A 25,668-nucleotide genomic window follows, 5' to 3' on the forward strand; every position below is an offset into this window, starting at 1 on the left:
GGATGTGCCGCTCCGCCACGCGGCGAAATCGTGGACATCGACTTACCGGAGGGATATCGAGCGGCGCCCGTTTACTTGATGAGTTCCGGGCGGAACGCGGAGCGAGGGCCCCGGAATGACCGAGGCCCTCGCCCTGCCTTTTACGGCAGATTCTGCCGGTTTCAGGGATACTAGTTGTCCCATCCGCCGAACTCGCCGCCGCGCTGGATGCGCAGGCAGCCCCGGCGGTGAGACCACTTGACGCGGTTCTCCTCGAGGTTGAGCCTGACGCGGACGCGGTTGACGAACTTGCCGGTGTTGCGGCGGAAGCCCCACGGGCCGAAGCCGCCGTCGAAGCCGTCGAAGCCGTCGAAGCCTCCGAAGCCCCCGAAGCCGCCGCCCCACGGACCGAAGCGGTGGAACCGGCAGAAGCGGTGGGGACCGCCCCACATCAGCGGCGAGGGCGCGGTGACGGAGGCGGTGGTGGCGGAAGCGTTGGCAGTCGTCGAGGTGGCCGCCTCGCTCAGGCCCAGCATGCCACCGGAGATGGCGGTGGTGAGCGTGGCGGTGGCCATCAGTTTCTTGAGGTTGGACATTGTGCTTTCCCCCTGAGCGGTTTCTTGCACTGTCGGCCCCTTCCGTCAGTGACGGAGAGTGCCTTAGATGTCACGCTGCGGTGTCATCTCGGTTGTCATACTTTCCGGACGTTGGAGCCGATAAACGACAAACAAATCCTTTTGCCGCCCGCTTGGGGTGTCGTTAGCTGCATTAGACATTTATCCAGGGAAATGGGTGGATATGTCCGTATTTGTCCCCCATGGGAACGCGACCCGAGAACGGCGCGCCGAAGCCAGGAGAAAGGCGCGGGGAAACCCGCCCCTGGCAAGAGGGCCGATTCACCGGGCGTTCCACCCGGGCGACGGGTCCGTCCTGACCCCTCCGCGCGCCCGCCGGCCGGGCCCGGTTCACGCCGGGGCGCTGGCTATCGTTGAGCGAGCGAGAAGGAGGACGCATGGTTGCGGAGCCGATCCCACACTGGCCAGGACGAATGATCGGCGAGGTGCACGTCCGGTCCACGCCGCCCGGCCCCGAGGAGCAGGCGGTGTTCGTGCACGGGCTGGCCGGTTCTTCCACCAACTGGACCGACCTCATGGACGCGCTCAAGGACACCGTCACCGGTCACGCGCTCGACCTGCCCGGCGCCGGGTCCTCGCCCGCGCCCGGCGACGGCGACTACACGGTCGAGGCCCACGCCCGCGCCGTGATCGGCCTGCTGGAGCACACGGGCCCCGCGCACCTGTTCGGCAACTCGCTCGGCGGCGCCGTGTCGGTGCGCGTCGCCGCGGCCCGTCCCGACCTGGTGCGCACGCTCACGCTCGTGTCGCCCGCCCTGCCCGACCTGCTCCCCAGGTACGGCCCCGCGCGCGTGGCCGCGGCGGCCGTGCCGAGGCTCGGCGAGTGGGTGGCCGACCGGCTGCGGTTGATCCCGGCGGAGCATCGCATCAACGCGTCCTTCGCCATGGTGTGGGCCGACATGAACGCGGTGCACCCCGACCGCCTGCGCGAGGCGGTGGAGGAACTGCGCAGGCGTGACGAGATCCCGCACGCCACGCAGGCGATGATCGGCTCGGCCCGGGGCATCGTCGCCGAGTACTTCCGCCGGGGGCAGGAGAACCTGTGGCGCCAGGCCGCCAAGGTGCAGGCGCCCACGCTGATCGTCCACGGCAGGCACGACCGCCTGGTGCGTCCCGCGATGGCGGCCAAGGCCCTGAGGACGTTCCGGTCGGTCAGGCTGGTGCTCCTGCCGACCGCCGGGCACGTCGCCATGATGGAGATGCCGCAGGTCGTGGCCGCCGAGGCCCGCCGTCTGATCCGTGAGACGCGATTGGGGAATGCCCCACTCGCCAGCTAGGTTTCACAAGGAGACAACACCCCTGGAACGGGAGCGTAGAACGTGTCGTTGCCACCGCTGGTCGAGCCGGCCGCCGAGCTGACCGTCGACGAAGTGCGCCGCTACTCGCGCCACCTGATCATTCCCGACGTGGGCATGGCGGGACAGAAGCGGCTGAAGAACGCCAAGGTGCTGTGTGTGGGCGCCGGTGGCCTGGGCTCGCCCGCGCTGCTGTACCTCGCGGCGGCGGGCGTCGGCACCCTCGGCATCATCGACTTCGACGTCGTGGACGAGTCGAACCTGCAGCGCCAGGTCATCCACGGCCAGTCCGACGTGGGCAGGCCGAAGGCCGAGAGCGCCGCGGCGACGGTCCGCGAGATCAACCCGCTGGTCGACGTCGTGATCCACAACACGACCCTGACCACCGAGAACGTCATGGAGATCTTCTCGGGCTACGACCTCATCGTCGACGGCACCGACAACTTCGCCACCCGCTACATGGTGAACGACGCGGCCGTGCTGCTCGGCAAGCCGTACGTGTGGGGCTCGATCTACCGCTTCGACGGTCAGGCGAGCGTGTTCTGGGCCGAGCACGGCCCCTGCTACCGCTGCCTGTACCCGGAGCCCCCGCCTCCCGGCATGGTGCCGTCGTGCGCCGAGGGCGGCGTGCTCGGCGTGCTGTGCGCGTCGATCGGCTCCATCCAGGTGAACGAGGCCATCAAGCTGCTGACCGGCATCGGCGACCCGCTGGTCGGGCGGCTGATGATCTACGACGCCCTGGAGATGAAGTACCGCGACGTCAAGGTCCGCAAGGACCCCGAGTGCGTGCTGTGCGGCAAGAACCCCACGGTCACGCAGCTCCTCGACGACTACGAGGCGTTCTGCGGCGCGCTCTCCGACGAGGCGGCGCAGGCCGCGAGCGGCTCCACGATCACCGCGCAGGAGCTCAAGGCCATGCAGGATGGCGGGGAGCCGATCTTCCTCGTGGACGTTCGCGAGCCGAACGAGTACGAGATCGTCTCGATCCCGGGCGCGACGCTGATCCCGAAGGGCGAGTTCCTCAACGGCTCCGCCCTGGAGAAGCTGCCGCAGGACAAGCGCATCGTGCTGCACTGCAAGTCGGGCGCGCGCTCGGCGGAGGCGCTCGCGGTCGTCAAGAACGCCGGGTTCTCCGACGCCGTGCACGTCGGCGGCGGCGTCCTGAGCTGGATCAAGACGGTCGACCCGAGCCTGCCGACATACTGACGCTCGACCGGTTTCTCCGGGTGTCTCCGGGACGCCCGCATTAAGGTCGAAGGCGTGAACGATGCCAGGCCCTGGCCCGCCATGGTGGCGGCCTCCGCGCTGACGCTGGTCTGCGCGGTGGCCGCCGGCGTGGCGGCGAGCGCGGCGGCGGCGGAGTTCACGCGCGGACCGAGCCCGGCGGAGCTGCACGCCGCGTCCAGGCGCGAGGTCGCCGAGCGCTGGCGGTCGTGGCCGGCCGGGCGCGTCTTCCCCGCCACGCTGCTGTACTCGGCTGAGCAGGGAGGCGTGGAACGCGCCAGCAGGATCGGCATCTCGCCGCGCACCGACTGCGCGGAGGCGGTCGATCCCGAGGCGGTCGCGGCGCTGCGGGCGGCGGGCTGTCTCGGAGTGCTGCGCGCCACCTACATCGACGCCCTGCGGGGCGTGCTCGTCACCGTCGGCGTGGTGGCGCTCCCGGACGAGCGGGCCGCGGCCCGCGCCAAGGCCGTCTTCCCCGAGTCAGGCGACCCGGTGCCGGGCGTGCGCCCGCTGGCCTTCCACGGCACCGTCGCCGACCGTTTCTCCCCCTCCGTCCGCCAGGCGGGCTCGGTGCGCCAGTCGGGCCCGTACGTGGTGCTGACGGCGGCCGGCCAGGTGGACGGCAGGCCCGCGCGGGCGCTGGCCGAGCGGCGGACGTCCATCTTCGCGTTCGCGCCCGAGATCTCCGAGAGCGTCCTCGCCGGGCTGAGCACGCCCAGGCTGCCCGACTGCGCGGCGCGGGAGTGGGCGTGCTGAGGCGGCGGCTCACCGGCGTCGCGGCGGGCTGCGCACTGGCGTGCGCGATCCCCGCGGCAGGCCCCACGGTGCGCCCCACGGCGGGCCCCATGGCGGGCCTGGCGACCGGCCCTGCGCCCGCGTTCGCGGACGACGTGCGCGGCGGTCAGCAGCCCGTCATCAGGACGCTCGACCTGAAGGCGGCCTGGCGGGTCAGCAGGGGCGCGGGCGTCACGGTGGCCGTGCTCGACTCCGGCGTGGACCCCCGGCACCGCGACCTGGCCGGCTCCGTCACCGTGGGCGAGGACTTCACCGAGGGAGCCAACCCGCCGGGGGTGGCGCCGCGCCGCCTGCACGGCACGTACATGGCGTCGCTCATCGCGGGCCACGGGCACGGGCCGGGCGGCAGGCGCGGCGTCATCGGCGTGGCGCCGCGGGCCGGGGTGCTGTCGGTCCGGGTGATCCTGGAGGACGAGGAGCCCGGCTTCAAGGAGTTCAACACGGCCGAGCGGTTCGAGGACGTGGTCGCCCGCGGCATCCGCTACGCCGTGGACCGCGGCGCCGACGTCATCAACATGTCGATCTCCAAGGAGCTCGCCACCAGGGAGGAGCGCGCGGCGATCCGCTACGCGATCTCCAAGGGCGTCGTGCTGGTGGCCGCCGCGGGCAACGACGGCGACCGGGCCGCCGCGGCGTCGGGGTTCGCGCCGTACTCGTACCCGGCGGCGTTCCCCGGCGTGGTGTCCGTGGGGGCGACCGACCGGCGGCTGCGCAGGGCCGGGTTCTCCAACTGGAACTCCAGCGTCGTGGTGGCGGCGCCGGGCGTGGACATCATGGGCGCAGGGCCGGGCGACGCGTACTGGGTGGGGAGGGGCACCTCGCAGGCGACGGCGCTCGTGTCGGGCGTGGCGGCGCTGATCAGGGCGAAGTACCCCCGCATGGCGCCGCCGCTGGTGGTGCAGGCGCTGACGGCCAGCGCCACCGACAGCCCGCCGGGCGGGTACGACACCGCCACCGGGTTCGGGGTGGTGAACGCGGCCAGGGCGCTGGCGGAGGCGGGCCGGCTGGCCAGGCACACGGAGACCGCGGCGGGCGGCGAGGCGCAGGACCCGTCGCAGCCGTTCGGCGGCGGGCACGCCGGGCCGATCAGGGTGGTGCGCAGGGACGGCACGCGGGCGACGATCCACCTGTGGGCCGCCGGCGCGTCGGGCGCGGGGGCGGTCGCGTCGCTGGGCTTCATCTTCGTGCTGGTCAGAAGGGTGCGCAGGGCGCCGGAGCCGCAAGACGCATGATCCGCCCCCGAAGGGGGACGAAAAAGGCACGGAGCGGACGCGGGAGCGAGGCGGTGGTGAGGGCACGTAGGTCCACCTCAGGGCTGCCGCGCGCCGGGGGAGCGGGCACGCCGGGACGGAGGAACCCGCTCGGCGCCTCCGGGCGCGGATCGCGGGTGCGCTCCTGGCCCGCGGCGGGCTCGCGGCGGCTGGCGGCGGCCAGGCAGCGCGCCGAACTGGACGCCCTCCAGCAGGGCATCAGGTACCGGCGCGTCTTCGTGGCGCTGCTCGGCGTCATCATCGCCGTGTCGGCCTTCGTGGTGCTGCTGGGCACCGTCGGGCTGCTGGGCGAGACGCGCTCGCGCCCGCTCACGCAGGCCGAGCAGAACAGGTACCGCCAGGAGGAGATCGCCAGGCGCTGGCAGGCGTGGCCCGCCACGGGCGTCTTCCCCGAGGAGGTGAAGTACCTCGGGCTCGACCGGGCGCAGCAGTACGCCAGGCGCGTCGGCATCGCGCCGGAGACCGAGTGCGCCAAGGCCGCCGACCCGTCGGTCGCCCACGTGCTCAGGGACCACGGCTGCGTCACGATGCTGAGGGCCACGTACGTGGACCAGACCTCCACGTTCGTCATCACGGTGGGCGTGGCGGTGCTCAAGGACGAGGAGGCGAGGGTGTCGGCGGGCGAGCAGCTCACGCAGGACGACCGGGTGGGCGTGCTGCCCGTGGCGTTCCCCGGCACGGTGACCGAGCGGTTCGGTGCGGCGCAGCGGCAGCGCACCGGGTGGGTGGGCGCGGGGCCGTACCTCGTGTTCTCGACCGCCGGGTACGCCGACGGCCGCGCGAGGGCGGCGGTGCCGCCCGAGGAGATCCTCCACAGCGAGCTGTGGCCGGCGGCGAAGTCGGTCGGCAACCAGATCGCGTACTTCCTCGCGGACCCCCCGAAGGTGCCGCCGTGCACGCAGGGGAACGTGTGCTGACCGCCGTGCGGGCGCTCGTCGCGGCGCTGATCGCACTGGCGGGCCCGAGCGCCGTCCCCGTGAGGGAGCAGCAGCAGTGGGTGCTGGACGCGCTCGACGTGGAGCGGGCCTGGACGGTCACCAAGGGCGAGGGCGTCACGGTCGCCGTCGTCGACAGCGGCGTGGACGCCCAGGTCAAGGAGCTGCGCGGCCGGGTGACGCTGGGCCCCGACATGAGCGGCGCGGGCCCGGACGAGGAGGTGGAGCCGGGCAGGCACGGCACCGCCATGGCGGCGCTGATCGCCGGCTCCGGCGCTGACGGCGGGTTCGTCGGCGTGGCGCCCGGCGCGCGCGTGCTGTCGCTGCCGCTCGCGATGGAGGAGGACCCGCGCGCCGGCCTGGTCGATCCGCAGGACGAGCGGCAGGGCGCCGACAGTCCTCTGGCCAGGGCGCTGCGGTACGCGGCCGACCACGGCGCGAAGGTCGTGAACATGTCGATCGGCTCGTACGGCCCGCTGCGCTCGGAGCGTGAGGCGGTGTCGTACGCGCTGGGCAAGGGCGTCGTGCTGGTCGCGGCCGTGGGCAACGACGGCCAGACGCAGTACGCGAAGGAGAAGGGCACGTCGTACTGGAGCTTCCCCGCGGGCTATCCGGGGGTGGTCGGCGTGGCGGCGGTGGACCGGCAGGGCAGGAAGGCGTCGTTCAGCAGCGACAACCTGTCGGTGCTGGTGGGCGCGCCCGGCGTGGACGTGCCCGTGGTGAAGCGGTCGGGCGGCTACGAGCTGACGGAGGGCACGAGCCCGGCGGCGGCGCTCGTGGCGGGCGTGGCGGCGCTGGTCAAGTCGCGCTATCCCGACCTGCCGCCGGAGCAGGTGGCGCAGGCGCTGGCGGCGAGCGCCAGGGGCAGGCCGGCGGCGGGGTACGACGACGGCACGGGGTTCGGCGTGGTGGACGCCGCGGCGGCGCTGGAGGCGGCGGGCCGGCTGACGGGGCAGCGGCGCGCGCTGGAGGCGCCGGTCCAGCACTTCGGCCAGGGCGAGGACTCCCCGGCGCCGACGCGTCCCGGGGCCGATCCGTGGCGGCTGTGGCTCTACTCCGGGGCGGTTCTGGTGGCGTTGGTCATGTTCTGTGGTGCGATCATCGTGCTCCAACAACGAAGGGACTGAAGATCCGCTATGGTCCCGCCTCATGGGATACGAGCTGCGGGTGGTGCACGAGGCGCCACTCGCCTTCGCGGAGGTCGCGAAGGCCATCGCACCAGCGGGTTTCGAGCTGCACGGCGCTGACGAGATCGTGGCCAGGCACGGCGCGGCCGCGCACGGCGTGGCCAGGTGGCGCGGCCAGGTGATCGGCGAGCCGGGTTCGGACTGGCAGGTGGCGCAACTCGTACGGCTGACGCACCTGCTCGGCGCCCGCCTGGTGGGCGAGGACGGCGAGGTGTACGCGCTGCGCGACGGCGTCGTCGAGGTGTTCGCCGGCGGCGGCGTCACGGAGCTCGGCAAGCTCGACGAGATGATCGAGGCCGGTCCGGCGGCATGGAGCCCGTGAGCCCGTACGCCGAGCGGGTGCTGGAGCTGATCGAGCGCATCCCGCCCGGCAAGGTGATGTCGTACGGCGACGTCGCCGAGTACCTCGGTGAGGGCGGCCCGCGCCAGGTGGGCAGGGTGATGGCGGTCTGGGGCGGCGGCGTCCCGTGGTGGCGGGTGGTGCACTCCGACGGCACCGGGGCCGCCCCCGACCACCTGCTGCGCTGCCTGGCGCACTGGCGCGAGGAGGGCACTCCGCTGCGCGGCGAGCGGGTGGACATGCGGCTGGCCCGCTGGGACGGGCGTTCAGCGGATTCTCAGTAACCAATTTGACATGCGATTTCGCTTTCGACGCGAATCTGTAGCATGTGACGCCCGTTACCATGGGCTGAACAATGACGGCGGCCCGAAAGGCGGTGCCTCCCCCATGGCCTCCCCGATGGGAACCGGCGTCCCAGCTCAGAGCCAGGGCGGCGAGCAGCTCGCCGACCGTCTGAAGGCTGTCCAGGACCTGTGCGATCGGGGCGAGCCGCTCGACGCGGTCATGCGCGCCGTGGGTCCTGGGGGCCGCGACGCGGCGTTCGACTCCGACGTGCTCAGCGGCCCGCTCGGCACGCGCATCGACCTGGCGGTCAAGCGCGGCCCCGCCCGCAGGCGCGAGATGCTCGCGCTGGTCAAGCCCTACCTGGCGGCGGTCGATCCGCGCGTCAAGCGCGAGCTGCCCGTGGCCAGGCGGCTCATCTGCCACCTCATCGAGACCCGTCCCGAGGCCGACCTCGTCGAGGGCGACACCCTCGCCACCGTCGTCGCCGCGGCGGCCGAGCCGTCCAGGCGCATCCGCAAGGGCCTGCGCTGGTACGCCGACCTGCCGCTCCACGACGAGCTGCCCGCCGACCTGTACCGCCTGCGCCGCGCCGACCTGGTGCCGGTGACCCACATCGACGACATCGTCTGGGACGGCGGCAGGCTGCGCATCACCGGCTTCGCCTACCTGGCGGGCCTGTCCGTGCGCAGCCGCAGGTTCAACCGCGCCACGGTGGTGCTGCGCGGCCCCCGCTGGCTGCCGCCCGTGCGCCTGCGCACCCGCAGGATCCTCGCGCCCGAGGCCACCCACGGCGCCCGCGAGCCCGGCTGCAACTACGACTGGTCGGGTTTCACCGCCGAGCTGAACCCGTGGGCGCTGCGCTGGCGCGGCGCCGTGCGCGGCGTCGTCTCCGGGGTGCGCAGGCGGATGCGCCACCGTCCCGCCGTGGCCGACACCACCACCTGGCGGGCTGAGATCGTCTTCTGGAGCCGCGGCGCGCGGGCCACGGGCCTGCTGCGCGGCGCGTCCGTCGGCCGCACCGAGCGGCCCGCCGGGCTGCAGCTCCGTCCCGGCTGGTGGGCGCGGCCCGTCTGGACGTCCGACCGGGCGCTCCAGGTCGTGCTCCAGCCGAACAGGGCCGAGCTGACCGCCGTCTCCGTCGAGGACGAGCGGCTCGAACTGAAGATCTTCCTGTCCGGACGCACCGTCACCAAGGGCCACGCCCGGCTGGGCGGCCACCGCATCGCCGCCGACTTCACGCCGGTGGCGGGCGGCACCGAGGTGCTCGTCACGCTGGCCGTGCCCGCCCTGCTCCACGAGAAGGACGGCCGCAGGCTCTGGGTCGAGCCCAAGGGCGACCCGGCGGCGTCGGTCATGCTGGGCGACCTGGTCGAGACCCGCACCGCCGTGGGCGACCGCGAGATCACCGTGCTGGGCGACCGGCGCGACCGCGTCGTCGTCTCGGCCCACCGCATCCGCCCCGTGATCACCTCGGCGGTGTGGGACGGGCCGGCGCTCGTGCTGCGCGGGCACTACCCCGACGCCCCTGGCCCCCGCGCGCTCACCCTGCGCCACCGCTCCGGCCTGTCGTACGTGCTGCCGATGGAGCGCTCCGGCGAGGAGTTCACCGTACGCGTCACGCCCTCGGCGATGGACCGGTTCGGCGAGGCGGTGCCGCTGGCGTCCGGCACCTGGAACATGTCCCTGCGCCACCCGTCGGGTGAGATCGTCCCGCTGCGCATGGACCACGCCGCCCTGCCCGGCCTGGACGAGACGCCGCGCGACTTCGACGGGCGCTCCTACCGGATGCTGTCCACCCGCTTCGACGTGCCCGTGCTGACCTCCGAGGAGGACCGCCCGGCCGACGAGCGCGGCGTGGCGGGCACGCACGTGCTGCGCCGCGTCTTCTACCCGGCCCAGCGCACCGAGCCGCTCGACGACGCCACCGTGTACGTCGTCAACGACGGCCGGCTGTACGCCGACAGCGTCCGCGCCGTCTACGAGGAGCGCCTGCGCAGGGGCGACGACCGCGAGCACATCTGGATCGTCAAGGACGGCGCGTTCGTCCCGCCCGGCCCCGCCACCGTGGTGCGGGCGGGCAGCAGGGAGCACCACGCCGCGCTGGCGCGGTCGCGCCACATCGTCACCAACGCGTTCCTGCCGGCCTGGTTCCGCGCCCGCGAGGACCAGGTGGTGCTGCAGACCTGGCACGGCACCCCGGCCAAGCGCATCGGCAACGACCTGCCGCACATGACCCGCGACCCGAGGCCGCCGATCTGGCACCGGCAGGCGGCGGAGGTGCGCGGCTGGGACCTGCTGCTGTCGCAGTCGCCGTGGGCCAGCGAGATCATGCGCAGGGCGTTCGGCTACAAGGGCGAGATCCTGGAGAGCGGGCTGCCGCGCAACGACGTGCTGGCCTCGCCCGAGCGCGAGGCGCTGGCGGCGGCGGTGCGCGAGCGGCTCGGCCTGGCCGAGGGCAAGCGCGTGGTGCTGTACGCCCCGACGTACCGCGACTACGACCGCAAGAACGCGATGGTGAAGCTCGACCTGGCCAAGGCGCGCCAGGCGCTCGGGGCCGACCACGAGCTGCTGGTGCGCGCCCACCCGATGCAGGCCGTGCCCGCCGTCCCCGACATCGCCCACGACGTCACGACATATCCGGATATGGCGGATCTGCTGCTCGTGGCCGACGTCCTCGTCACCGACTACTCGTCGGCGATGTTCGACTTCGTCGCGACCGGGCGGCCCGTCGTGCTCTACGCGTACGACCTGGCGAAGTACTCGTCCAAGCGCGGCCTCTACATCGACCTGCCCGAGCAGGCGCCCGGGCCGGTGCTGTCGACCTCCGCCGAGGTGATCGAGGCGCTGCGCTCGATTGACGAGGTCGCCGCCGCCCACGCCGACCGCTACGACGCCTTCCGCGCCGCGTTCGCCCCGCGCGACGACGGCAAGGCCACGGCCCGCGTGGTCGACCGCCTCTTCTCCTGACGGCTGCGAGGCTCAGGCCGGGCGGCGGCCCGGCCCGCCGCCCGTGCCCGGCATGCCGGACTCGGCCATGACGTAGAGCAGCGCGGCCAGCGTGGTGCCGCAGACGATCGAGCCCTCCCCGGCCAGCTTCGGCACCGACGACAGCGGCACCCACTCGACGCGCTCGGCCTCCCACGGGTCGCTCGGCGGGCCGACGTGGGTCGCCCCGTCGGCCCGGTAGACGTGGTGCACGACGTCGGTGAAGCCGTTGTTCGGCTGGACGCACAGCAGCGGCCGCAGCGACCGGGGACGCCAGCCGGTCTCCTCCTCGACCTCCCTGGCCGCGGCCGCGTGCGGCGCCTCGCCCTCGTCGACCTGCCCCATGGGGATCTCCCAGCCCCAGCTGTCGGTGATGAAGCGGTGCCGCCAGATGAGCAGCGCCCGGTCCCCGTCGTCGGTGACCACCGCCGCAGCCCCGGGCGGCGTGCGGATCACCCGGTGGTCGAACCGCCGCCCGTCGGGCAGTTCCACGTCCGCCGCCCGGACGTCCAGCCAGGGGTCGGTGTACAGGGACTTCTCGGAATGGACCTGCCAGCGCATGCACGGAACGTTACAAGACCCGACCCTGCGTGACGCGCGGCGCTGCGCGGAGGGACGGCGTGTCGGCGGGATGGGGACGCCTTTCGCCGGTAGCGTGGGCCAATCGCGCGGGCAGGCCGGTCAACTCGGCACGATCTACCCCTGTGGTCTGATGGAATCTAGTGCTGTGAGTGGTCAGACCTGGCGATTGGTACGCCGCGCGAGCGACGGGCCCGCTGCGCCCCCTGTGCTCGACGAGCACCAGCGTGCCGTGGTCGCGCACCCGGGCGGCCCGCTGCTCGTCCTGGCCGGCCCCGGCACCGGCAAGACCACCACGATCGTCGAGAGCGTCGTCGACAGGATCGAGCGGCGCGGCGTCGATCCCGAGCGGGTGCTCATCCTGACGTTCAGCAGGAAGGCTGCCCAGGAGCTGCGCCAGCGCGTCACCGCGCGGCTGCGCCGCACCACCCGCACGCCGCTCGCCCTCACCTTCCACTCGTACGCGTACGCGCTGCTGCGCCGCGAGGCCGTGCTCGCGGGGGAGCCGCCGCCGCGCCTGCTGAGCGGCCCCGAGCAGCTGCTGGAGATCCGGCGCCTGCTGCACGGCGAGCTGGAGGACGGCGCGGGCGGCTGGCCGCACTCGCTGCGCGAGGCGCTGAAGACCCGCGGCTTCGCCCAGGAGCTCAGGGACTTCCTCTCGCGCGCCGCCGAACGCGGCCTCGACGCCGACCGCCTCGTGGCCCTGGGCCGCGTGCACGGCCGGGGCGACTGGGTGGCGGCCGGGCGCTTCCTGGAGCGCTACCAGCTCAGGTTCGACCTCGACCCCGAGCCCGCGCTCGACTACGCCGAGCTGATCAGGGCCGCCGCCGGGCTGCTCACCGACCCCGACGTGCGGGCGCGCGAGCGGGCCGCGCACGACGTGGTCTTCGTGGACGAGTACCAGGACACCGACCCCGCGCAGGAACTGCTGCTGACGCAGCTCGCGGGCGACGGGCGCGACCTGGTCGCGGTGGGCGACCCCGACCAGTCGATCTACGGCTTCCGCGGCGCGGACGTGCAGGGCATCCTCGGCTTCCCGCAGCGCTTCCGCACCCTCCACGGCCGCCGGGCGCCGGTGGTGGCGCTGCGCGTGTGCCGCAGGAGCGGCCCGAACCTGCTGGCGGCGTCCAGGAGGGTGGCCGAGCGCCTGCCCGCCGCGCCCCTGCCCGACACCGGCCGTCAACCGGCCCCGCCCGGCACCGGCCGTCAGCCGGTCCTGTCCGGCCTCGGCCACCAGCCGCCCCTGCCCGGCCTCGGCCACGAGCCGGGGGCCGGGCAGGCGCGCTCGCACGGCCACAGGGACCTCGTGGCCCCGCCCGGCGCCGAGGAGGGCGAGGCGCGGGTGCTGCTGGCCGACAGCACCAGCCAGGAGGCCGCCATCGTGGCCGACACGCTGCGCCGCGCCCACCTGATCGACGGGGTGCCCTGGCACCGCATGGCGGTGCTGGTGCGCTCGGCCAAGCGGCAGGTGCCGCTGCTGCGCCGGGCGCTCGTCAACGCCGGCGTGCCCACGATGATCGCCGGCGACGAGGTGCCCATCGCCCAGGAGCCGGGCGTACGGCCCCTGCTCACCGTGCTGAGGGTCGCGCTCGATCCGTCCGTGCTGGACGAGGCGGTCGCCGAGGAGCTCCTGACGGGCCCGCTCGGCGGCACCGACATGATCGGCGTGCGGCGGCTGCGCCGCTCCCTGAAGATCGCCGAGAACGAGGCCGCGGCCACGCTCGGCGAAGGCGCAGCGGGAAGCGCCCGCGACGCGGAAGGCGGCGGCGAAAGCGGCGGCGGCGCGCACCGGCGGCCGAGGTCGTCGGGCGAGCTGCTGGTGGCGGCGCTGCGCGACCCGCGCGAGCTCACCAGGGTCGAGCCGCACGTCGCCCTGCCCGCCGAGCGCGTCGCCAGGCTGCTGGCCTCCGCCGCCGAGGCCGCCGCCCGGCAGGCCGGCGCCGAGGACCTCCTGTGGACCATCTGGCACGCCAGCGGCCTGGCCGAGCGCTGGACCGAGCTGAGCCTCGCGGGCGGCCCGAGGGGGGCGCAGGCCGACCGCGACCTCGACGCCGTCGTCGCGCTCTTCGACCACGCCGCCAGGTTCGCCGACCGGATGCCGAGGGCCGGCGCGGAGGTGTTCCTCGACGACCTGGCCGCCCAGGAGATCCCCGGCGACACGCTCGCCGAGCGGGCGCCCGACGGCGACGCCGTGCGCGTCCTGACCGCCCACCGCGCCAAGGGGCTCGAATGGGACGTCGTCGTCGTGGCGGGCGTGCAGGAGGGCGTCTGGCCCGACCTGCGGCTGCGCGGCTCCATGCTGGGCGTCGACGACCTCGTCGAGGTGGCCGAGGGCGCCGAGCCCAACGCCGCGTCGCTGGTGTCGAAGCTGCTGGCCGAGGAGCGCAGGCTGTTCTACGTGGCGGTCACCCGGGCCAGGCGCAGGCTGGTCGTCACGGCCGTCGGCGGGGAGGACACCGACGAGCGGCCGTCCAGGTTCCTGTCGGAGCTGGCGCCCGGCGCGGTCGGGTCCGCCACGGTCGACGACCGCGCCCGCTGGCTCACCATGTCCGCGCTCGTCGCCGACCTGCGCAGCGCCGTCACCGACCCCACCAGGCCCGCCGTCGTCAGGCAGAAGGCCGCCCGGCAGCTCGCCAGGCTCGCCGCGGCCGGGGTCCAGGGAGCCCACCCCAACGACTGGTACGCCCTGACCCCGATGTCCGACGACCGCCCGCTGAGCTGGTCGGACGGCGTCGTCACGATCTCGCCGTCGGCCGTCGAGAGCTTCACCAAGTGCGGCCTGCGCTGGCTGATGGAGACCGCGGTCGGCGCGGCCGGCACCAGCACCGCGCAGGGACTCGGCAACGTCATCCACGCCCTGGCCGTGCTCGCCGCCACCGACCTGCCCAGCGAGGACCTCCTCGGCGAACGGCTCGACGCCGTCTGGAACGAGCTCGACTTCGGCGGCGTCTGGTACAACCGCAAGCAGCGCCAGGTGGCCGAGCAGATGATCGGCAAGTTCCTGCGCTGGCACAAGGAGAACCCGCGCGAGCTGGTCGCCTGGGAGGAGGCGTTCACCGCCACGGTGGCGGAGGGCGTCCAGATCAGGGGCCGGGTAGACCGGGTGGAGCGCGACGCGGGGAACCGGGCGGTGATCATCGACCTCAAGACCGGCGGCTCGAAGCCCAGGCCGGGCGAGCTCGACCGCCACCCGCAGCTCGGCGTCTACCAGCTCGCCGCCCTGCTGGGCGCGTTCGCCAGGCACGGCATGACCGAGCCGGGCGGCGCCGCGCTCGTGCAGCTCGGCAAGGCCGCCGGCAAGAACGACGCGCTGGAGCAGAAGCAGGACGCGCTCGCGGACGACCGCGACCCGAACTGGGCCAAGGACCTCGTCGAGACCGTCGCCACCGGCATGTCCGGCCCGTTCTTCCAGGCGAAGGTGAACGACGGCTGCCGCACCTGCGCCGCCAAGGCGAGCTGCCCCGTCAACGACGGCGGGGGGCAGGTGTGCTGACGCCCGTCGAGCTGGCGGAGAAGCTGGGCATCCTGCCGCCCACGCCCGAGCAGGCCGCCGTCATCGAGGCCCCGCTCGAACCCATGGTGGTCATGGCGGGCGCCGGCTCCGGCAAGAGCGAGACCATGGCCGGGCGCGTGGTCTGGCTGGTGGCCAACGGCCTGGTCAGGCCCGAGAACGTGCTCGGGCTCACGTTCACCCGCAAGGCGGCGGCCGAGCTCGCCACCAGGGTCAGGGAGCGCCTGCAGGGGCTGGCCGAGGCGGGCCTGGTCGAGCCGGGCGCGCTCGACAGCGAGCCGACCGTCTCCACCTACCACGCCTACGCCGCCCGCCTGGTCACCGACCACGCGCTGCGGGAGGCGCTCGAACCCACCATGCGGCTCGTCACGCCCGCCGTGTCGTGGCAGCTCGCCTCCCGCGTCGTCGCCCTGTACGACGGGCCGATGGACCGCGTCGAGCTGGGCCCGCCGTCGGTCACCGCCGCCCTGCTGGAGCTGGCCGGCGAGCTGTCGGAGCACCTGCGCTCGCCCGCCGACGTGCGCGGGGTGGGGGAGTGGCTGCGCGAGCGGTTCGCGGCGCTGCCGGGACGCACCGTCCAGGCCCAGCGCAGGCCGCTCGCCGTCCAGGACGCCAGGGAGCAGCTGCTGCCGCTCGTGGAGGCGTACGAGCGGCTCAAGCGCGGGCGCGAGGTCATCGACTACGGCGACCAGATGTCGCTGGCGGCCCGCATCGCCTCCAACCACGGGGAGGTCGGCGAGATCGAGCGGTCCCGCTACGCGGTGGTGCTGCTCGACGAGTACCAGGACACCAGCCACGCCCAGCTCGTCCTGCTGCGCGCCCTGTACGGCGGCGGCCACCCCGTCACCGCCGTCGGCGACCCCTGCCAGTCGATCTACGGCTGGCGCGGCGCCTCCGCGGGCAACCTGCGCAGGTTCGCCTCCGACTTCCGCACCCGCAGCGGCGACCAGGCCCCCGTCAGGCAGCTCAGCGTGAGCTTCCGCAACGGCGACAGGGTGCTCGACGTGGCCGCCCGGGTGCAGCTGCCGCTGCGCATGGAGGCGCGCGAGGTGCCCGTGCTCGTGCCCGGCCCGAACCGCGTCGACCGCGGGCGGGTCACCTGCGCCTTCCACGAGACCGCCGAGGACGAGGCCGGATGGATCGCCGACGGCGTCGCCCGGCTGCTGGGCCAGGAGGTCGCGCCCGACGGCATGCCGTGGGGCGAACGCGAGCGCAAGAAGACCCTCGCGCTCCAGCCGCAGGACGTCGCGATCCTGGCGCGCAAGCGGTCGCAGTTCCCCGTGCTGCGCAGGGCGCTGGAGGAACGCGACATCCCGGTCGAGGTGGTCGGACTGGGCGGCCTGCTGACCGTGCCGGAGGTGAGCGACATCGTCGCCACCCTGCGCGTGCTCTACGACGCCACCGCCGGCGACGCCCTGGCCAGGCTGCTGGCGGGCCCGCGCTGGCGCATCGGCCCCGCCGACCTGCGGGTGCTGGGCGAGCACGCCAGGCAGCTCGCCCGCGAGCTGCGCGACAGCGACCGCAGGGACGACCCGCTCGACCAGGTGGTGGCCGACCTGGCGGAGGAGCGCGGCAGCCTCATCGACGCCCTGGACGAGCTGCCCGACAGGGCCGAGTGGCTGGAGGAGTACTCGCCGCTGGCCCGCACCAGGCTCGTCGCGCTCGCCCACGAGCTGCGCCAGCTCAGGGCGCACGCGGCGCAGCCGCTGCCCGACCTGATCACCGAGGTGGAGCGCAGGCTCGGTATCGACATCGAGGTCGCCGCCCGCGCCGGCACGGCAGGGGCGTTCGCGGCCAGGGCCGACCTCGACGCCTTCCTCGACGCCGCGTCCAGGTTCGCCGGCGACGCCGAGGACCCCACGCTGGGCGCGTTCCTCGCCTACCTGCAGGCGGCCGAGACCGAGGAGTTCGGGCTGGAGGGCGGCAGGGTCGGCGAGAGCAACAGCGTGAAGCTGATGACCGTGCACGCCTCCAAGGGCCTGGAGTGGCCTGTCGTGGTCGTGCCCGGCCTGTCGCAGCTGGTCAGCTCGAAGGGCACGATCGCCACCGGCAGCATGTTCCCCGCCACCCCGGTCACCAACAGCCGCTGGACCGACAACCCGCGCAAGCTGCCGTACCCGCTGCGCGGCGACGCCGCCGACCTGCCCCGCCTGACCGGGCTGGGCAAGGAGGAGCTGGCCGCGTTCGAGGAGCAGTGCCGCGACCGCGACCTGATGGAGGAGCGCAGGCTCGCGTACGTGGCCGTCACCCGGGCGCACTACCACCTCATCGCCTCCGGCTACCGGTGGGGGAGCGCCACCAGGCCGCTGGAGCCGTCCGACTTCCTGCTGGAGATCCGCGACACCGCCGACAAGGTGGCGTTCTGGGCGCCCGACCTCGCCGAGGGCGCCACGAACCCGCTGCTGGAGGAGCCCGCCGCGGCGGTCTGGCCGGTCACCCCCGAAGGGCTGCGTTACGAGTCGGTGCTCGACGGCGCGAGGCTCGTCGAGGACGCGCTCGCCGGCACGCTGCCCCCGGCCGAGGACGAGCCGCTGCGGCCGTTCGAGGAGGAGCGCGTACGCGCCTGGGAACGCGACGCGGACCTGCTGCTGCGCGAGCGCGAGCTGCACCGCCGCAAGCCCGCGACGATCGTCGAGCTGCCCGCCAAGCTGACCGTGTCGTCGCTGGTCACGCTGGCCGCCGACGCCCGCGAGCTGGCCCGCAGGATCCGCAGGCCCGTGCCGGTCAAGCCGGCGCCGCTGGCCAGGCGCGGCACCTCGTTCCACAGGTGGCTGGAGACCCGGTGGGGGCAGCAGCGCCTCATCGACGACTTCGAGCTCCTCGACGAGCCGCCGGAGCCGGAGGAGGCCGACGTGCGGCTGGCCGAGCTCCAGGAGCTGTTCGAGCACAGCGAGTGGGCCGGCAGGCGGCCGCTCGACCTGGAGGTGCCGTTCGAGACGATGATCGCCGACCGGCTGGTGCGCGGCCGGATGGACGCCGTCTTCGAGCTGCCGGGCGGCGGCTACGAGGTGGTCGACTGGAAGACCGGCGAGCCGCCCTCGGGGAAGGCGGCCCAGGCGGCGGCCGTGCAGCTCGCCGCGTACCGGCTGGCCTGGTCGCAGCTCGCCGGCGTGCCGCTGGAGCGGGTCGGCGCCGCCTTCCACTACGTCCGGGCGAACCTCACGGTGCGCCCGGTGAACCTGCTGGACGAGGCCGGGCTGGTGGCGCTCATCGAGTCGGTGCCCTCGTCACAGCCGTAGGTAGTGGAACGCCGGCTTCGCGTGCATGAGGAAGTCGTGGTGCGAGATGTTCCAGGCGTAGGCGCCGGCCATCGCGAACACCACGGTGTCCCCGACCCGCGCCGACGTCACGACGTCGCGGGCGAAGACGTCCTTCGGGGTGCAGAGCTGCCCGACGAGCGTGACCGGCTCGCCGTCGAGCCCCGGCCCCGAACCGGTGGGCAGGACCCCGAACGGCTGGTCGTGCCCCTTCGTCACCGGCGTGCGCAGGTGGTGGGTGCCGCCCAGCAGCACCGCGTACGCCTTCCCGCGCACCCGCTTCACGTCCACGACCCTGGTGACGTAGTAGCCGCAGTAGGCGGTCAGCGACCGTCCAGGCTCGACGCGCAGCGTCCGCCCGCCCCGGTTCAGGGCCGCGAGGCCCCTCCCGTACTCCGCCCAGTCGAACCGCTCCCGCGGCGCCGCGTACGACACCGCCATGCCGCCGCCCAGGTTCACCTCGGCGTGCTCGCCGTCCAGAAGCCTGCGGGCCAGGGCGAGCAGCGCCGGGGCGTCCAGGCCGCTGGCCAGGTGGCTGTGCAGGCCGCGCAGCCGCACCCGCCGGCCGAACAGCGGCAGGCACTCGGCCACGCCCGCCTCGTCCATGCCGAACGGGCCGCTCATCGTGAGCGCCGCCCCCTCCACCGGCAGGTCCGGGTTCACGCGGAGCAGCACGTCCGCCTCCCGGCCCGTGGCGAGCAGGCGGCGCAGCTCGTTCGGCGACTCCACGTGCAGCCGGTGGCAGGGCAGGCGCAGCTCGGCGTCGGTCTTGCCGGGCCCGCCCAGCGCCAGCGGCTTGCCGGGGAACAGCGCGGCGACGTGCGCGTGCTCGCCGCCCGACGACACCTCGAAGCCGTCCACGTGCCCGGCCAGCACGCGCAGCAGTTCGGGGTCGGGATTGGCCTTGACCGCGTAGTACAGCTCGACCCCGTCCAGGGCCGCGCGCACCGACGCGGCGTGCTCGTCCAGCGCGGGCAGGTCGTACAGGTAGGCGGGCGCCTCGCCGAGCCGCCGCGCGGCCTCCTCGATCCTCGGGCCGATCATGCGAGCGGGTTCGCGATCGGGACGTACCCGGCGCCGCGGTCGGCCGCCCGCGCCCAGCGCACCAGCAGGTTCGCCTTGGCGGGGAGCGGCGCCCCCGCCAGCAGGTCGCGCAGGGGCAGCGGCCCGCCCAGGACGCCCGCGTGGCCGTCCAGGACGTCACGCGCGGCCCGCCACAGCTCCCGCAGCAGGACGTCGTCGGGCCCGGCGAGCGTCGCGGCGATCTCCGTCAGGTGGTTGACGAGCAGGCAGTAGACGACGCGGGCCCACCCCCGCCCGGCGTCGTACGTGAGCGCCTCCGCCACGCGCGGGTGCAGCCCGGCGAGGTCGTGGCGGCCCGCGACGAGCTTGACGCCCTCCAGGTCGCGGAAGACGGCCTGCGCGGGCGCGCCGGAGGCGTCCAGGCCGACCAGGACGTTCTGCAGGTGCGGCTCAAGGACGACGCCGTGCGTGAAGTACAGGTCGAGCACGGGCAGCGCCACCGCCGCCACGTACGCCCGCCACCACGCGACCGGGTCACCCGCCGCACCCGGCGCCGCGCCGTCCAAGGGGCCGGGGGCGCCGTCGAAGGCCGAGGTGCCGTCCAAGGGGCCGGGGGCGCCGTCCACGGCCAGGGCGGCGGCCAGGACGGGCGTGACGCCCGGGTCGCACACCGCCCACGGGCTCTCCCGCACGATCACGCTCAGCCCCTCGTGCGGCCGGGAAGGCCCCTGGAGCGTCCGGTAGCCGGGCTCGGGCAGCCAGCGCACGCCCGGGTGCGCGGCCCGCAGCGCCTCGAACACCGGCCCGAGCCGCGCCGTCAGCTCCACCGCCCCCGCGAGCTCGTACCAGGCGTTCCTGCGCACGCAGTTCGTGATCCGCACGTCCAGCGAGAACTTGAGGCAGACGTCCGCGTCCGGCACGTAGACCGTCCGCACCGACGACGTCGGCACCGCCACCGGGCCGGGCCCCAGGTCGACCAGCTCCCCGCCGAACGCCGGGCGCAGCAGGTCGAGCTGCCACGGGTGGGCGGGCAGCAGCAGGCGGCCGGGCGGCGCCGCGCCCAGGGCGTCCAGCGCGGACACGTCGCCCGCCTCGGCCGCCGCGTCCGCGCGGACCCCGAGCAGCCGCAGCGGGAAGCGGGCGTGCGCCTCGGGCGCGTACCGCAGCCAGCCCGCGCCGTCGCGCGCCTTCGGGCTCGGGTGGAACGGGTGCCCGTGCACGAGCGCCTGCTCGGAGGCCAGCCAGGGATCGGCGGGCGGCGTCGCGCCCGCCCGCGCCCGCAGGATCGCCGCCACGGCCTGCCTGCTCGCCGCCACCTGCCCGGCGAACTCCCCGTTGCCCGTCCCGCCCGCGCTCAGCTCCGCCTCGGCCAGCCGCACCAGCTCGTCCCCCTCCAGCGGACGCCACGCCCCGGCCTCCAGCCGCTCGGGCGGCCCGTCGAAGCGCAGCGCCGCCCCGCCGCGGGTCCGCGCCCGCAGCAGCGTCCCCGCCACGCGCAGCAGCACGTACGGGGGAGCGGGCCAGACCAGGCCGCGCGGCCCGGCCACCTCCCGCACGCAGCAGCGCAGCAGCGCGGCCAGCGTCGCCTCCTCGGCCTCGGCGTCCGCGGCGTCGACGGCCAGTCCGTGCATTCAGCCTCTCCTCAGGTAGTTGGGCCCGCTGGCGCCGTAGAACTTGTTGACGTCACGCGCCCCGGAACGCTCCTTGGCGACGAGCGTCCCCGCCGTGACCATGGACTTCGCGGTGAGCCTGGCGGCGTCGAGCGTCCTCGCCCGCAGGAGGCGGGCCCTCGGGTGGTCGCCGTGCTCGTCCAGCGCCTCGGCGAGCGACGCGCGCAGCAGCGCCGCCGCCTCCGCGTGCGGCAGCCACGCGAACGCCACCGCCGCGGCCGCCAGGTGCAGCGTGATCGTCACGAACACGTCGGCCAGCGCGTGCGGGTCGTCGGTCAGCATGCGCGCGTCGTGGAAGGACGGCACGTCGATCCCGGCCTCCTCCAGCGCGGCGGGCGAGGCGAGCAGGCCGTCGTTGTCCTTGACCAGCAGCCTCATGCCGTCGTGCTGGAAGACCAGCGCCAGGTTCTGCTGGTGCGCCTCCAGCGCCACGCCGTAGCGGACGAACAGCCGCACGTTCCACCGCAGCAGCAAGCGCAGGTAGGCGGGCAGCACGCCGTCCAGCTCCTTCCGCACCTCCGGGACGTTCAGCGCCGCCACCGGCACCACCCTGCCCGGCGGCAGGCGGCGCACCATCCACGCCAGGTACTCGTGCCCGGCGTGCGCGTGGGCCTGCTCGTCCGCCACCAGCACGCCGGGGCCGGCCAGGCGGCGCAGCAGCAGCTCGGCCCGCGCGCCGTCGGCCAGCGTGCCCGGCCTGATCGAGCGGCGGTTCCTGACGCCCAGCGTGCTGGTCGGCAGCGGCAGCTTCAGCTGCGTCCCCGGGCCCACCTCGACGGTCCGCATCGACAGCGTGGGCCGTACGGTGACGCGCGGCCCGTCCAGCAGGCGCACCCCGGGGACGCGCCGCACCTCGTCCACCGTCAGCGGGTGCACGGGGAACAGCGTCTCGTCCTGGCCGAGCGCGAGACCGCCGGGCGCGACGTCCGCGGGCAGGGCGGGGGCCGAGCCGGGCTCCAGCGCCGCGCGCGGCACCGCCGCCCAGCGCAGCTCGAAGGCCGGGGCGAACTCCGGCGCGTACGCCAGCAGGTCCTCCTCCGACAGCCCGATCCTCGCCCGCGACGTCGGGTACACGGGGTGGTCGGCGAACGCCGCCAGCGACTCGTACGAGGGGCGGCGCGCGAGCACGGCGTCGCGGTGCTCGTCGTGCAGTTCGAGGGCGTGCAGCGCCGCCAGGCACTCGTCGAAGAACGCCGACACCCCGTCCGCGTCGCGCGGGTCGGACGCCTCCGCGAGCGTCTCCAGCACCTGCTCCAGCCCCAGCCGCTCGTCCCGGGCGACCACGAAGTCCTGGAACGGCGGGCCCGGCTCCAGCCGCACCCACCGGCCGTCGGCCAGCAGGAGGCCGACGCCGTCGCGCGTCCTCGCGACCCGCCCGGCCAGGCCGCCGTAGTCCTCGCGCAGCAGCGCGTTCAGCACCCGCGCCGCCAGGTACGCCTCCCTGGACCCGCCGCCCCGCCCGACTCCGGCCGTGCCCCTGCCCGTGCCCCCGGTGGCGCCCATCGGTCGCAGCCCGGCGCTCACCCGATCACCCACGGCCGCGCGGCGAGGTGGCGCGCGACGGCGGCGTCCACCGACTCCCTGGTGGGGCCCACCGCGCGGACGACGGCCAGGTAGTCGCGGTTCGTCCCGGACGGCTCGACGACGTCGCCGACGGCCCGCAGCGGCCGGTGCCACAGCCGCACGTCGCCGTCGCGGGCCTCCTCGGGGCCGGGCGCCGCCCTGACCGTGCCCGCCCGGTCGGCGACGACGCTGACCGCGCTGCCGTGCCCCGAGGGACGCGGCGGCTGCGGCACGGGCTCGCCCAGGTGCACCCGCAGGATCCACTCGAACAGCGGCACGCCCAGCAGGTCGGCCAGCAGGAAGTCGCAGTGGTCGCCGATCACCCGGTAGTTGACCTCGACGATCCGCGGGCCCCGGTCCGTCACCACGTACTCGGTGTGGCAGGCGCCGAACCCCGCGCCGAGCGCCCGCAGCGCGGCCAGGACGTGCGCGTCGGCGGCGTCCTGCACCCAGTCGAGCCGTTCCTCCACGAAGTGCGGCAGCGGGCCCAGCGTCGTCGCGAACCCGCCCAGCACCCGCGTCGCGTCGGCGTCGCCCAGCGTCTCCAGCGTGCGCAGCGGGCCCTCCAGGTACTCCTCGGCGACGAGGGTCTCGCCCGGCCGCCGCCCGCGCAGCGCCGCCACCGCCCCGGGCAGGTCGCGCTCCACCAGCAGGACGTCCTCGCTGGCCACCCCCTCGCGCGGCTTCAGCACCACGGGGTACGGCACGTCCCCGGGCACCGGGTCGGCGGGCCCGATCCGTACGGAGCGGACGTGCTCGACCCCGGCCGCGCGCAGCGCCCTGCGCATCAGGAACTTGTTCTTGGCCGCCAGGCAGGCGCGCCAGTCCTTGCCGGGGAGCCCGAAGTAGGCCGCCGCGAGTGCCGTCTCCGCCTGCAGGTGGTCGGAGTTGGTGAAGATCGCGTCGGGCCGGCCGAGGTGCTCGACGGCGTCGATGACGGCCCGGGGGTCGCGCACGTCGCAGCGCACCGCCGAGGGATGCCGCTCGGGGCGGTCGGTGAGGACGGTCACGTCGCACCCCAGGTCCCGCGCGGCGGGCAGGAACCCGTACGTCACGGAATCTGTCGGCTTGAGCGCGGTCAGGTAGAGCCGCAACGCCAGGCACCTCCGGGATTGTCAGGTAAGGCTAACCTAAGTTGCGCTGATCCTAACCGCTGAACGATCACCATGGAGCCGCGTCCGTGTAATCGCGGGCTAACCGGGAGGTCATAGGATGGCAGCGGATTCGGGAAAGGTGGCCTGTGGAGACCAGTGCGGAAGAGCAACTCATCGGACCACTGCTCCTCGCCCGCGGAACCATCGACCGCTCGTCGGCCCTGCGCGCCGACGAGCAGTGGCTCAAGCGCGCGTGGAACGATCCGTCCACCAGGGTGCTGGTGATCGACAACGGTCACACCCTCGTGCGGCGGAACGGCGACGGCGTGGAGGCCGTCCTGCTCGGCTCCGCCGACGCCCCCGAGGGAGAGCGGTTCCTGCTCGGCCTGGAGCAGGGGGTCGCCTACTTCGCCGTGGCCGCGCCGCTGCCCGGCGTCCCCGGCGGCGACCTCAACGGCCGCGTCACCGTCCCCATCAGCCTGAGCGACACCCCCGAGGGCGAGCCCGTCGCCGCCGGGCTGCGCCAGGTGGGCGGCCTGCTCGGCGACCGCGACGCGGGCCTGCTCGTCCACGCCGTCGCGCTGGAGGCCTGGCACACCACCCACGGCCACTGCCCCCGCTGCGGCGCCCGCACCGAGGTGCGCGCGGGCGGCCACATCCGCGTCTGCCCCGACGACGGCAGCCAGCACTTCCCCCGCGTCGACCCCGCCGTCATCATGCTCGTCCGCGACGCCGACGACCGCTGCCTCCTCGCCCGCGGCCCCCATTGGCCGGAGGGGCGCCTGTCGATCCTGGCCGGGTTCGTCGAACCGGGAGAGTCGCTGGAGCACGCCGTGGTGCGCGAGGTGGCCGAGGAGGTCGGCGTCACCGTCGTCAATCCCCGCTACCTCGGCAGCCAGCCCTGGCCGTTCCCGCGCAGCCTCATGCTCGGCTTCTTCGCCGACGCCACCACCACGGCCCTCACGCCCGACGCCGAGGAGATCGCCGAGGCCCGCTGGTACAGCAGGGAAGAGCTCGCCGCCGCCCTCGAATCCGGCGCCCTGCGCCTCCCGCCCCCCGTCTCGATCGCCCGCCGCCTCATCGAGACCTGGTACGGCGACCACCTCACCGGAGACTGGTAAGCAAAGGTCACTTATCGTACACTCGAAGACGCGTTCGGTAGCGAAAGGGTAATGTCATGGACATGAACGAAACCCACATCGACGAGCTTCTCCAGCTTGAGCGCCAGAAGCTCGCCCTCCAGTTCGCCGCCATCGAGACGCGCATCGACGACAAGATCAAGGCTTCGGAGCACAGGGTCGTCGAGGCCGTCACGAACGCCATCACCAGCGCGGTCATGGACCTCAAGCGGGACAACATGGCGCTGCAGGCGGGGCTCACCGACCTCCGCACCGAGCTCAAGCAGGACATCCTGCGCCTGGAGCAGAAGCTGGACAATCAGGTGTACTGACTGAGGACCCGGATGTCGGAAGCATCCGGGTCCTCCGGGCCATCGTAAACACTTCAACCAGCCCCCGGAAGACCTGCCGGGGGCTGGTTCGCGTCTACGGGGTCAGGCGGCGCCGAGGAGGGTCTTGACCTCCAGGGCGGAGGGGTTGGTGCGGACGACGCGGCCGTTCGGCGTCTCGATCACGACCGTCGGCACCGTCTGGTTGCCGTTGTTGACGCTCATCACGAACTCGGCCGCCGCCGGGTCGCGTTCGATGTCGATGTCCTCGAAGGCGATGCCTTCGCGGGCGAGCTGCGTCTTGAGCCGCCTGCAGGGACCACACCACGTCGTGCTGTAGACCGTGAGCGCCATCTCGGGTAACCCCTCCAAGGTCAGGAAACCGGGCGCTCGATGCAACAACGCGACCTGCCCCGGTTAATCCCGAGGTCGATCCCCGGGGCGTACTTCCCCGATCAGGCCGATCGCCCTGCCCTGCGCGGCCACCCCGACCGGCCCCGGCTAGTGGCCCGTCACCGAATCTCGGACGGGTAATTGATCTCCGGCGGTGAACCCGTCAGGCTGGCTGCCTCTTCGACATTGGGAGGTGGTCG

General features: G+C 74.1%; 20 protein-coding genes. 13 read left to right on the forward strand and 7 right to left on the reverse strand.

From position 1 onward, the window contains the following. Nucleotides 1-170: 170 nt before the first annotated feature. Nucleotides 171-575: a hypothetical protein gene (locus BMX74_RS43745; protein WP_055508485.1), complete on the reverse strand. Its 405-nt coding sequence runs from the start codon at nucleotides 573-575 to the stop codon at nucleotides 171-173. Nucleotides 576-991: 416 nt separating this feature from the next. On the opposite strand from BMX74_RS43745, the gene BMX74_RS02910 reads away from it, so the two are divergent. The 9 genes from BMX74_RS02910 to BMX74_RS02950 all read left to right on the forward strand — a co-directional run bounded on the left by BMX74_RS02910 (nucleotide 992) and on the right by BMX74_RS02950 (nucleotide 10,913). Next, nucleotides 992-1,891, forward strand: a complete 900-nt coding sequence (locus BMX74_RS02910; protein ID WP_055508487.1) for an alpha/beta fold hydrolase — start codon at nucleotides 992-994, stop codon at nucleotides 1,889-1,891. A gap of 42 nt (nucleotides 1,892-1,933) precedes the next feature. Then, nucleotides 1,934-3,115 carry an adenylyltransferase/sulfurtransferase MoeZ gene (moeZ, locus tag BMX74_RS02915; RefSeq protein WP_055508489.1) on the forward strand — a complete coding sequence of 394 codons (1,182 nt, stop codon included), beginning with the start codon at nucleotides 1,934-1,936 and terminating at the stop codon, nucleotides 3,113-3,115. A gap of 54 nt (nucleotides 3,116-3,169) precedes the next feature. Further along, nucleotides 3,170-3,889, forward strand: coding sequence for a hypothetical protein (locus tag BMX74_RS02920; RefSeq protein ID WP_236715097.1), 720 nt, complete (start codon nucleotides 3,170-3,172; stop codon nucleotides 3,887-3,889). Further along, complete coding sequence (locus tag BMX74_RS02925; RefSeq protein ID WP_236715098.1) at nucleotides 3,883-5,160, forward strand: S8 family serine peptidase; 1,278 nt, start codon at nucleotides 3,883-3,885, stop codon at nucleotides 5,158-5,160. The genes BMX74_RS02920 and BMX74_RS02925 overlap by 7 nt, the downstream gene beginning before the upstream one ends. Nucleotides 5,161-5,216: 56 nt before the next feature. Next, nucleotides 5,217-6,116, forward strand: a complete 900-nt coding sequence (locus BMX74_RS02930) for a hypothetical protein (RefSeq protein ID WP_256256747.1) — start codon at nucleotides 5,217-5,219, stop codon at nucleotides 6,114-6,116. Further along, complete coding sequence (locus BMX74_RS02935; protein ID WP_256256748.1) at nucleotides 6,092-7,261, forward strand: S8 family serine peptidase; 1,170 nt, start codon at nucleotides 6,092-6,094, stop codon at nucleotides 7,259-7,261. Before BMX74_RS02930 ends, BMX74_RS02935 begins: the two co-directional genes overlap by 25 nt. A gap of 22 nt (nucleotides 7,262-7,283) precedes the next feature. After that, nucleotides 7,284-7,643, forward strand: coding sequence for a hypothetical protein (locus tag BMX74_RS02940; RefSeq protein WP_055508495.1), 360 nt, complete (start codon nucleotides 7,284-7,286; stop codon nucleotides 7,641-7,643). Further along, nucleotides 7,631-7,945 carry an MGMT family protein gene (locus tag BMX74_RS02945; protein WP_055508497.1) on the forward strand — a complete coding sequence of 105 codons (315 nt, stop codon included), beginning with the start codon at nucleotides 7,631-7,633 and terminating at the stop codon, nucleotides 7,943-7,945. The genes BMX74_RS02940 and BMX74_RS02945 overlap by 13 nt, the downstream gene beginning before the upstream one ends. 115 nt (nucleotides 7,946-8,060) lie before the next feature. Next, on the forward strand, nucleotides 8,061-10,913 hold the full coding sequence (locus tag BMX74_RS02950) for a CDP-glycerol glycerophosphotransferase family protein (protein ID WP_236715101.1): 2,853 nt from the start codon (nucleotides 8,061-8,063) through the stop codon (nucleotides 10,911-10,913). A gap of 12 nt (nucleotides 10,914-10,925) precedes the next feature. On the opposite strand, the gene BMX74_RS02955 is transcribed toward BMX74_RS02950, so the two are convergent. Next, the gene (locus tag BMX74_RS02955) at nucleotides 10,926-11,492 is read right to left on the reverse strand and encodes an NUDIX domain-containing protein (RefSeq protein ID WP_091097981.1); all 567 of its coding nucleotides are present in this window, start codon (nucleotides 11,490-11,492) and stop codon (nucleotides 10,926-10,928) included. A 151-nt stretch (nucleotides 11,493-11,643) separates the two neighbouring features. Between BMX74_RS02955 and BMX74_RS02960 the strand changes: the two genes are divergently transcribed. Then, a complete protein-coding gene (locus BMX74_RS02960) occupies nucleotides 11,644-15,003 on the forward strand; it encodes an ATP-dependent helicase (protein ID WP_177227168.1) in 3,360 nt (1,119 codons plus the stop codon). Then, nucleotides 14,997-18,260, forward strand: coding sequence for a UvrD-helicase domain-containing protein (locus BMX74_RS02965; RefSeq protein WP_091097986.1), 3,264 nt, complete (start codon nucleotides 14,997-14,999; stop codon nucleotides 18,258-18,260). The genes BMX74_RS02960 and BMX74_RS02965 overlap by 7 nt, the downstream gene beginning before the upstream one ends. On the opposite strand, the gene BMX74_RS02970 is transcribed toward BMX74_RS02965, so the two are convergent. From BMX74_RS02970 to BMX74_RS02985, 4 genes are read right to left on the reverse strand one after another with little or no spacing between them, the layout of a single operon-like run. Continuing rightward, nucleotides 18,249-19,322, reverse strand: coding sequence for a type III PLP-dependent enzyme domain-containing protein (locus BMX74_RS02970; protein WP_091097988.1), 1,074 nt, complete (start codon nucleotides 19,320-19,322; stop codon nucleotides 18,249-18,251). The genes BMX74_RS02965 and BMX74_RS02970 overlap by 12 nt on opposite strands. Continuing rightward, on the reverse strand, nucleotides 19,319-20,932 hold the full coding sequence (locus BMX74_RS02975) for an IucA/IucC family protein (RefSeq protein WP_091097990.1): 1,614 nt from the start codon (nucleotides 20,930-20,932) through the stop codon (nucleotides 19,319-19,321). Before BMX74_RS02975 ends, BMX74_RS02970 begins: the two co-directional genes overlap by 4 nt. Further along, nucleotides 20,933-22,495 carry an IucA/IucC family protein gene (locus BMX74_RS02980; RefSeq protein ID WP_256256749.1) on the reverse strand — a complete coding sequence of 521 codons (1,563 nt, stop codon included), beginning with the start codon at nucleotides 22,493-22,495 and terminating at the stop codon, nucleotides 20,933-20,935. Next, the gene (locus BMX74_RS02985; protein WP_091097995.1) at nucleotides 22,492-23,628 is read right to left on the reverse strand and encodes an ATP-grasp domain-containing protein; all 1,137 of its coding nucleotides are present in this window, start codon (nucleotides 23,626-23,628) and stop codon (nucleotides 22,492-22,494) included. Before BMX74_RS02985 ends, BMX74_RS02980 begins: the two co-directional genes overlap by 4 nt. A gap of 146 nt (nucleotides 23,629-23,774) precedes the next feature. Here BMX74_RS02985 and nudC point away from each other — a divergent pair, with 146 nt between their 5' ends. Both nudC and BMX74_RS02995 read left to right on the forward strand, forming a co-directional pair. After that, entirely contained in the window at nucleotides 23,775-24,749 is a 975-nt protein-coding gene (gene nudC, locus BMX74_RS02990; RefSeq protein WP_082535548.1) for an NAD(+) diphosphatase, read from the forward strand. A 62-nt stretch (nucleotides 24,750-24,811) separates the two neighbouring features. Next, entirely contained in the window at nucleotides 24,812-25,078 is a 267-nt protein-coding gene (locus BMX74_RS02995; protein WP_143078532.1) for a hypothetical protein, read from the forward strand. Nucleotides 25,079-25,180: 102 nt separating this feature from the next. Here the strand turns inward: BMX74_RS02995 and BMX74_RS03000 are convergent, their stop codons facing one another. Further along, complete coding sequence (locus BMX74_RS03000; protein ID WP_055508512.1) at nucleotides 25,181-25,429, reverse strand: mycoredoxin; 249 nt, start codon at nucleotides 25,427-25,429, stop codon at nucleotides 25,181-25,183. Nucleotides 25,430-25,668 lie beyond the last annotated feature (239 nt).

The organism is Nonomuraea pusilla (assembly GCF_900109355.1).
Taxonomy (GTDB): Bacteria; Actinomycetota; Actinomycetes; order Streptosporangiales; family Streptosporangiaceae; genus Nonomuraea; species Nonomuraea pusilla.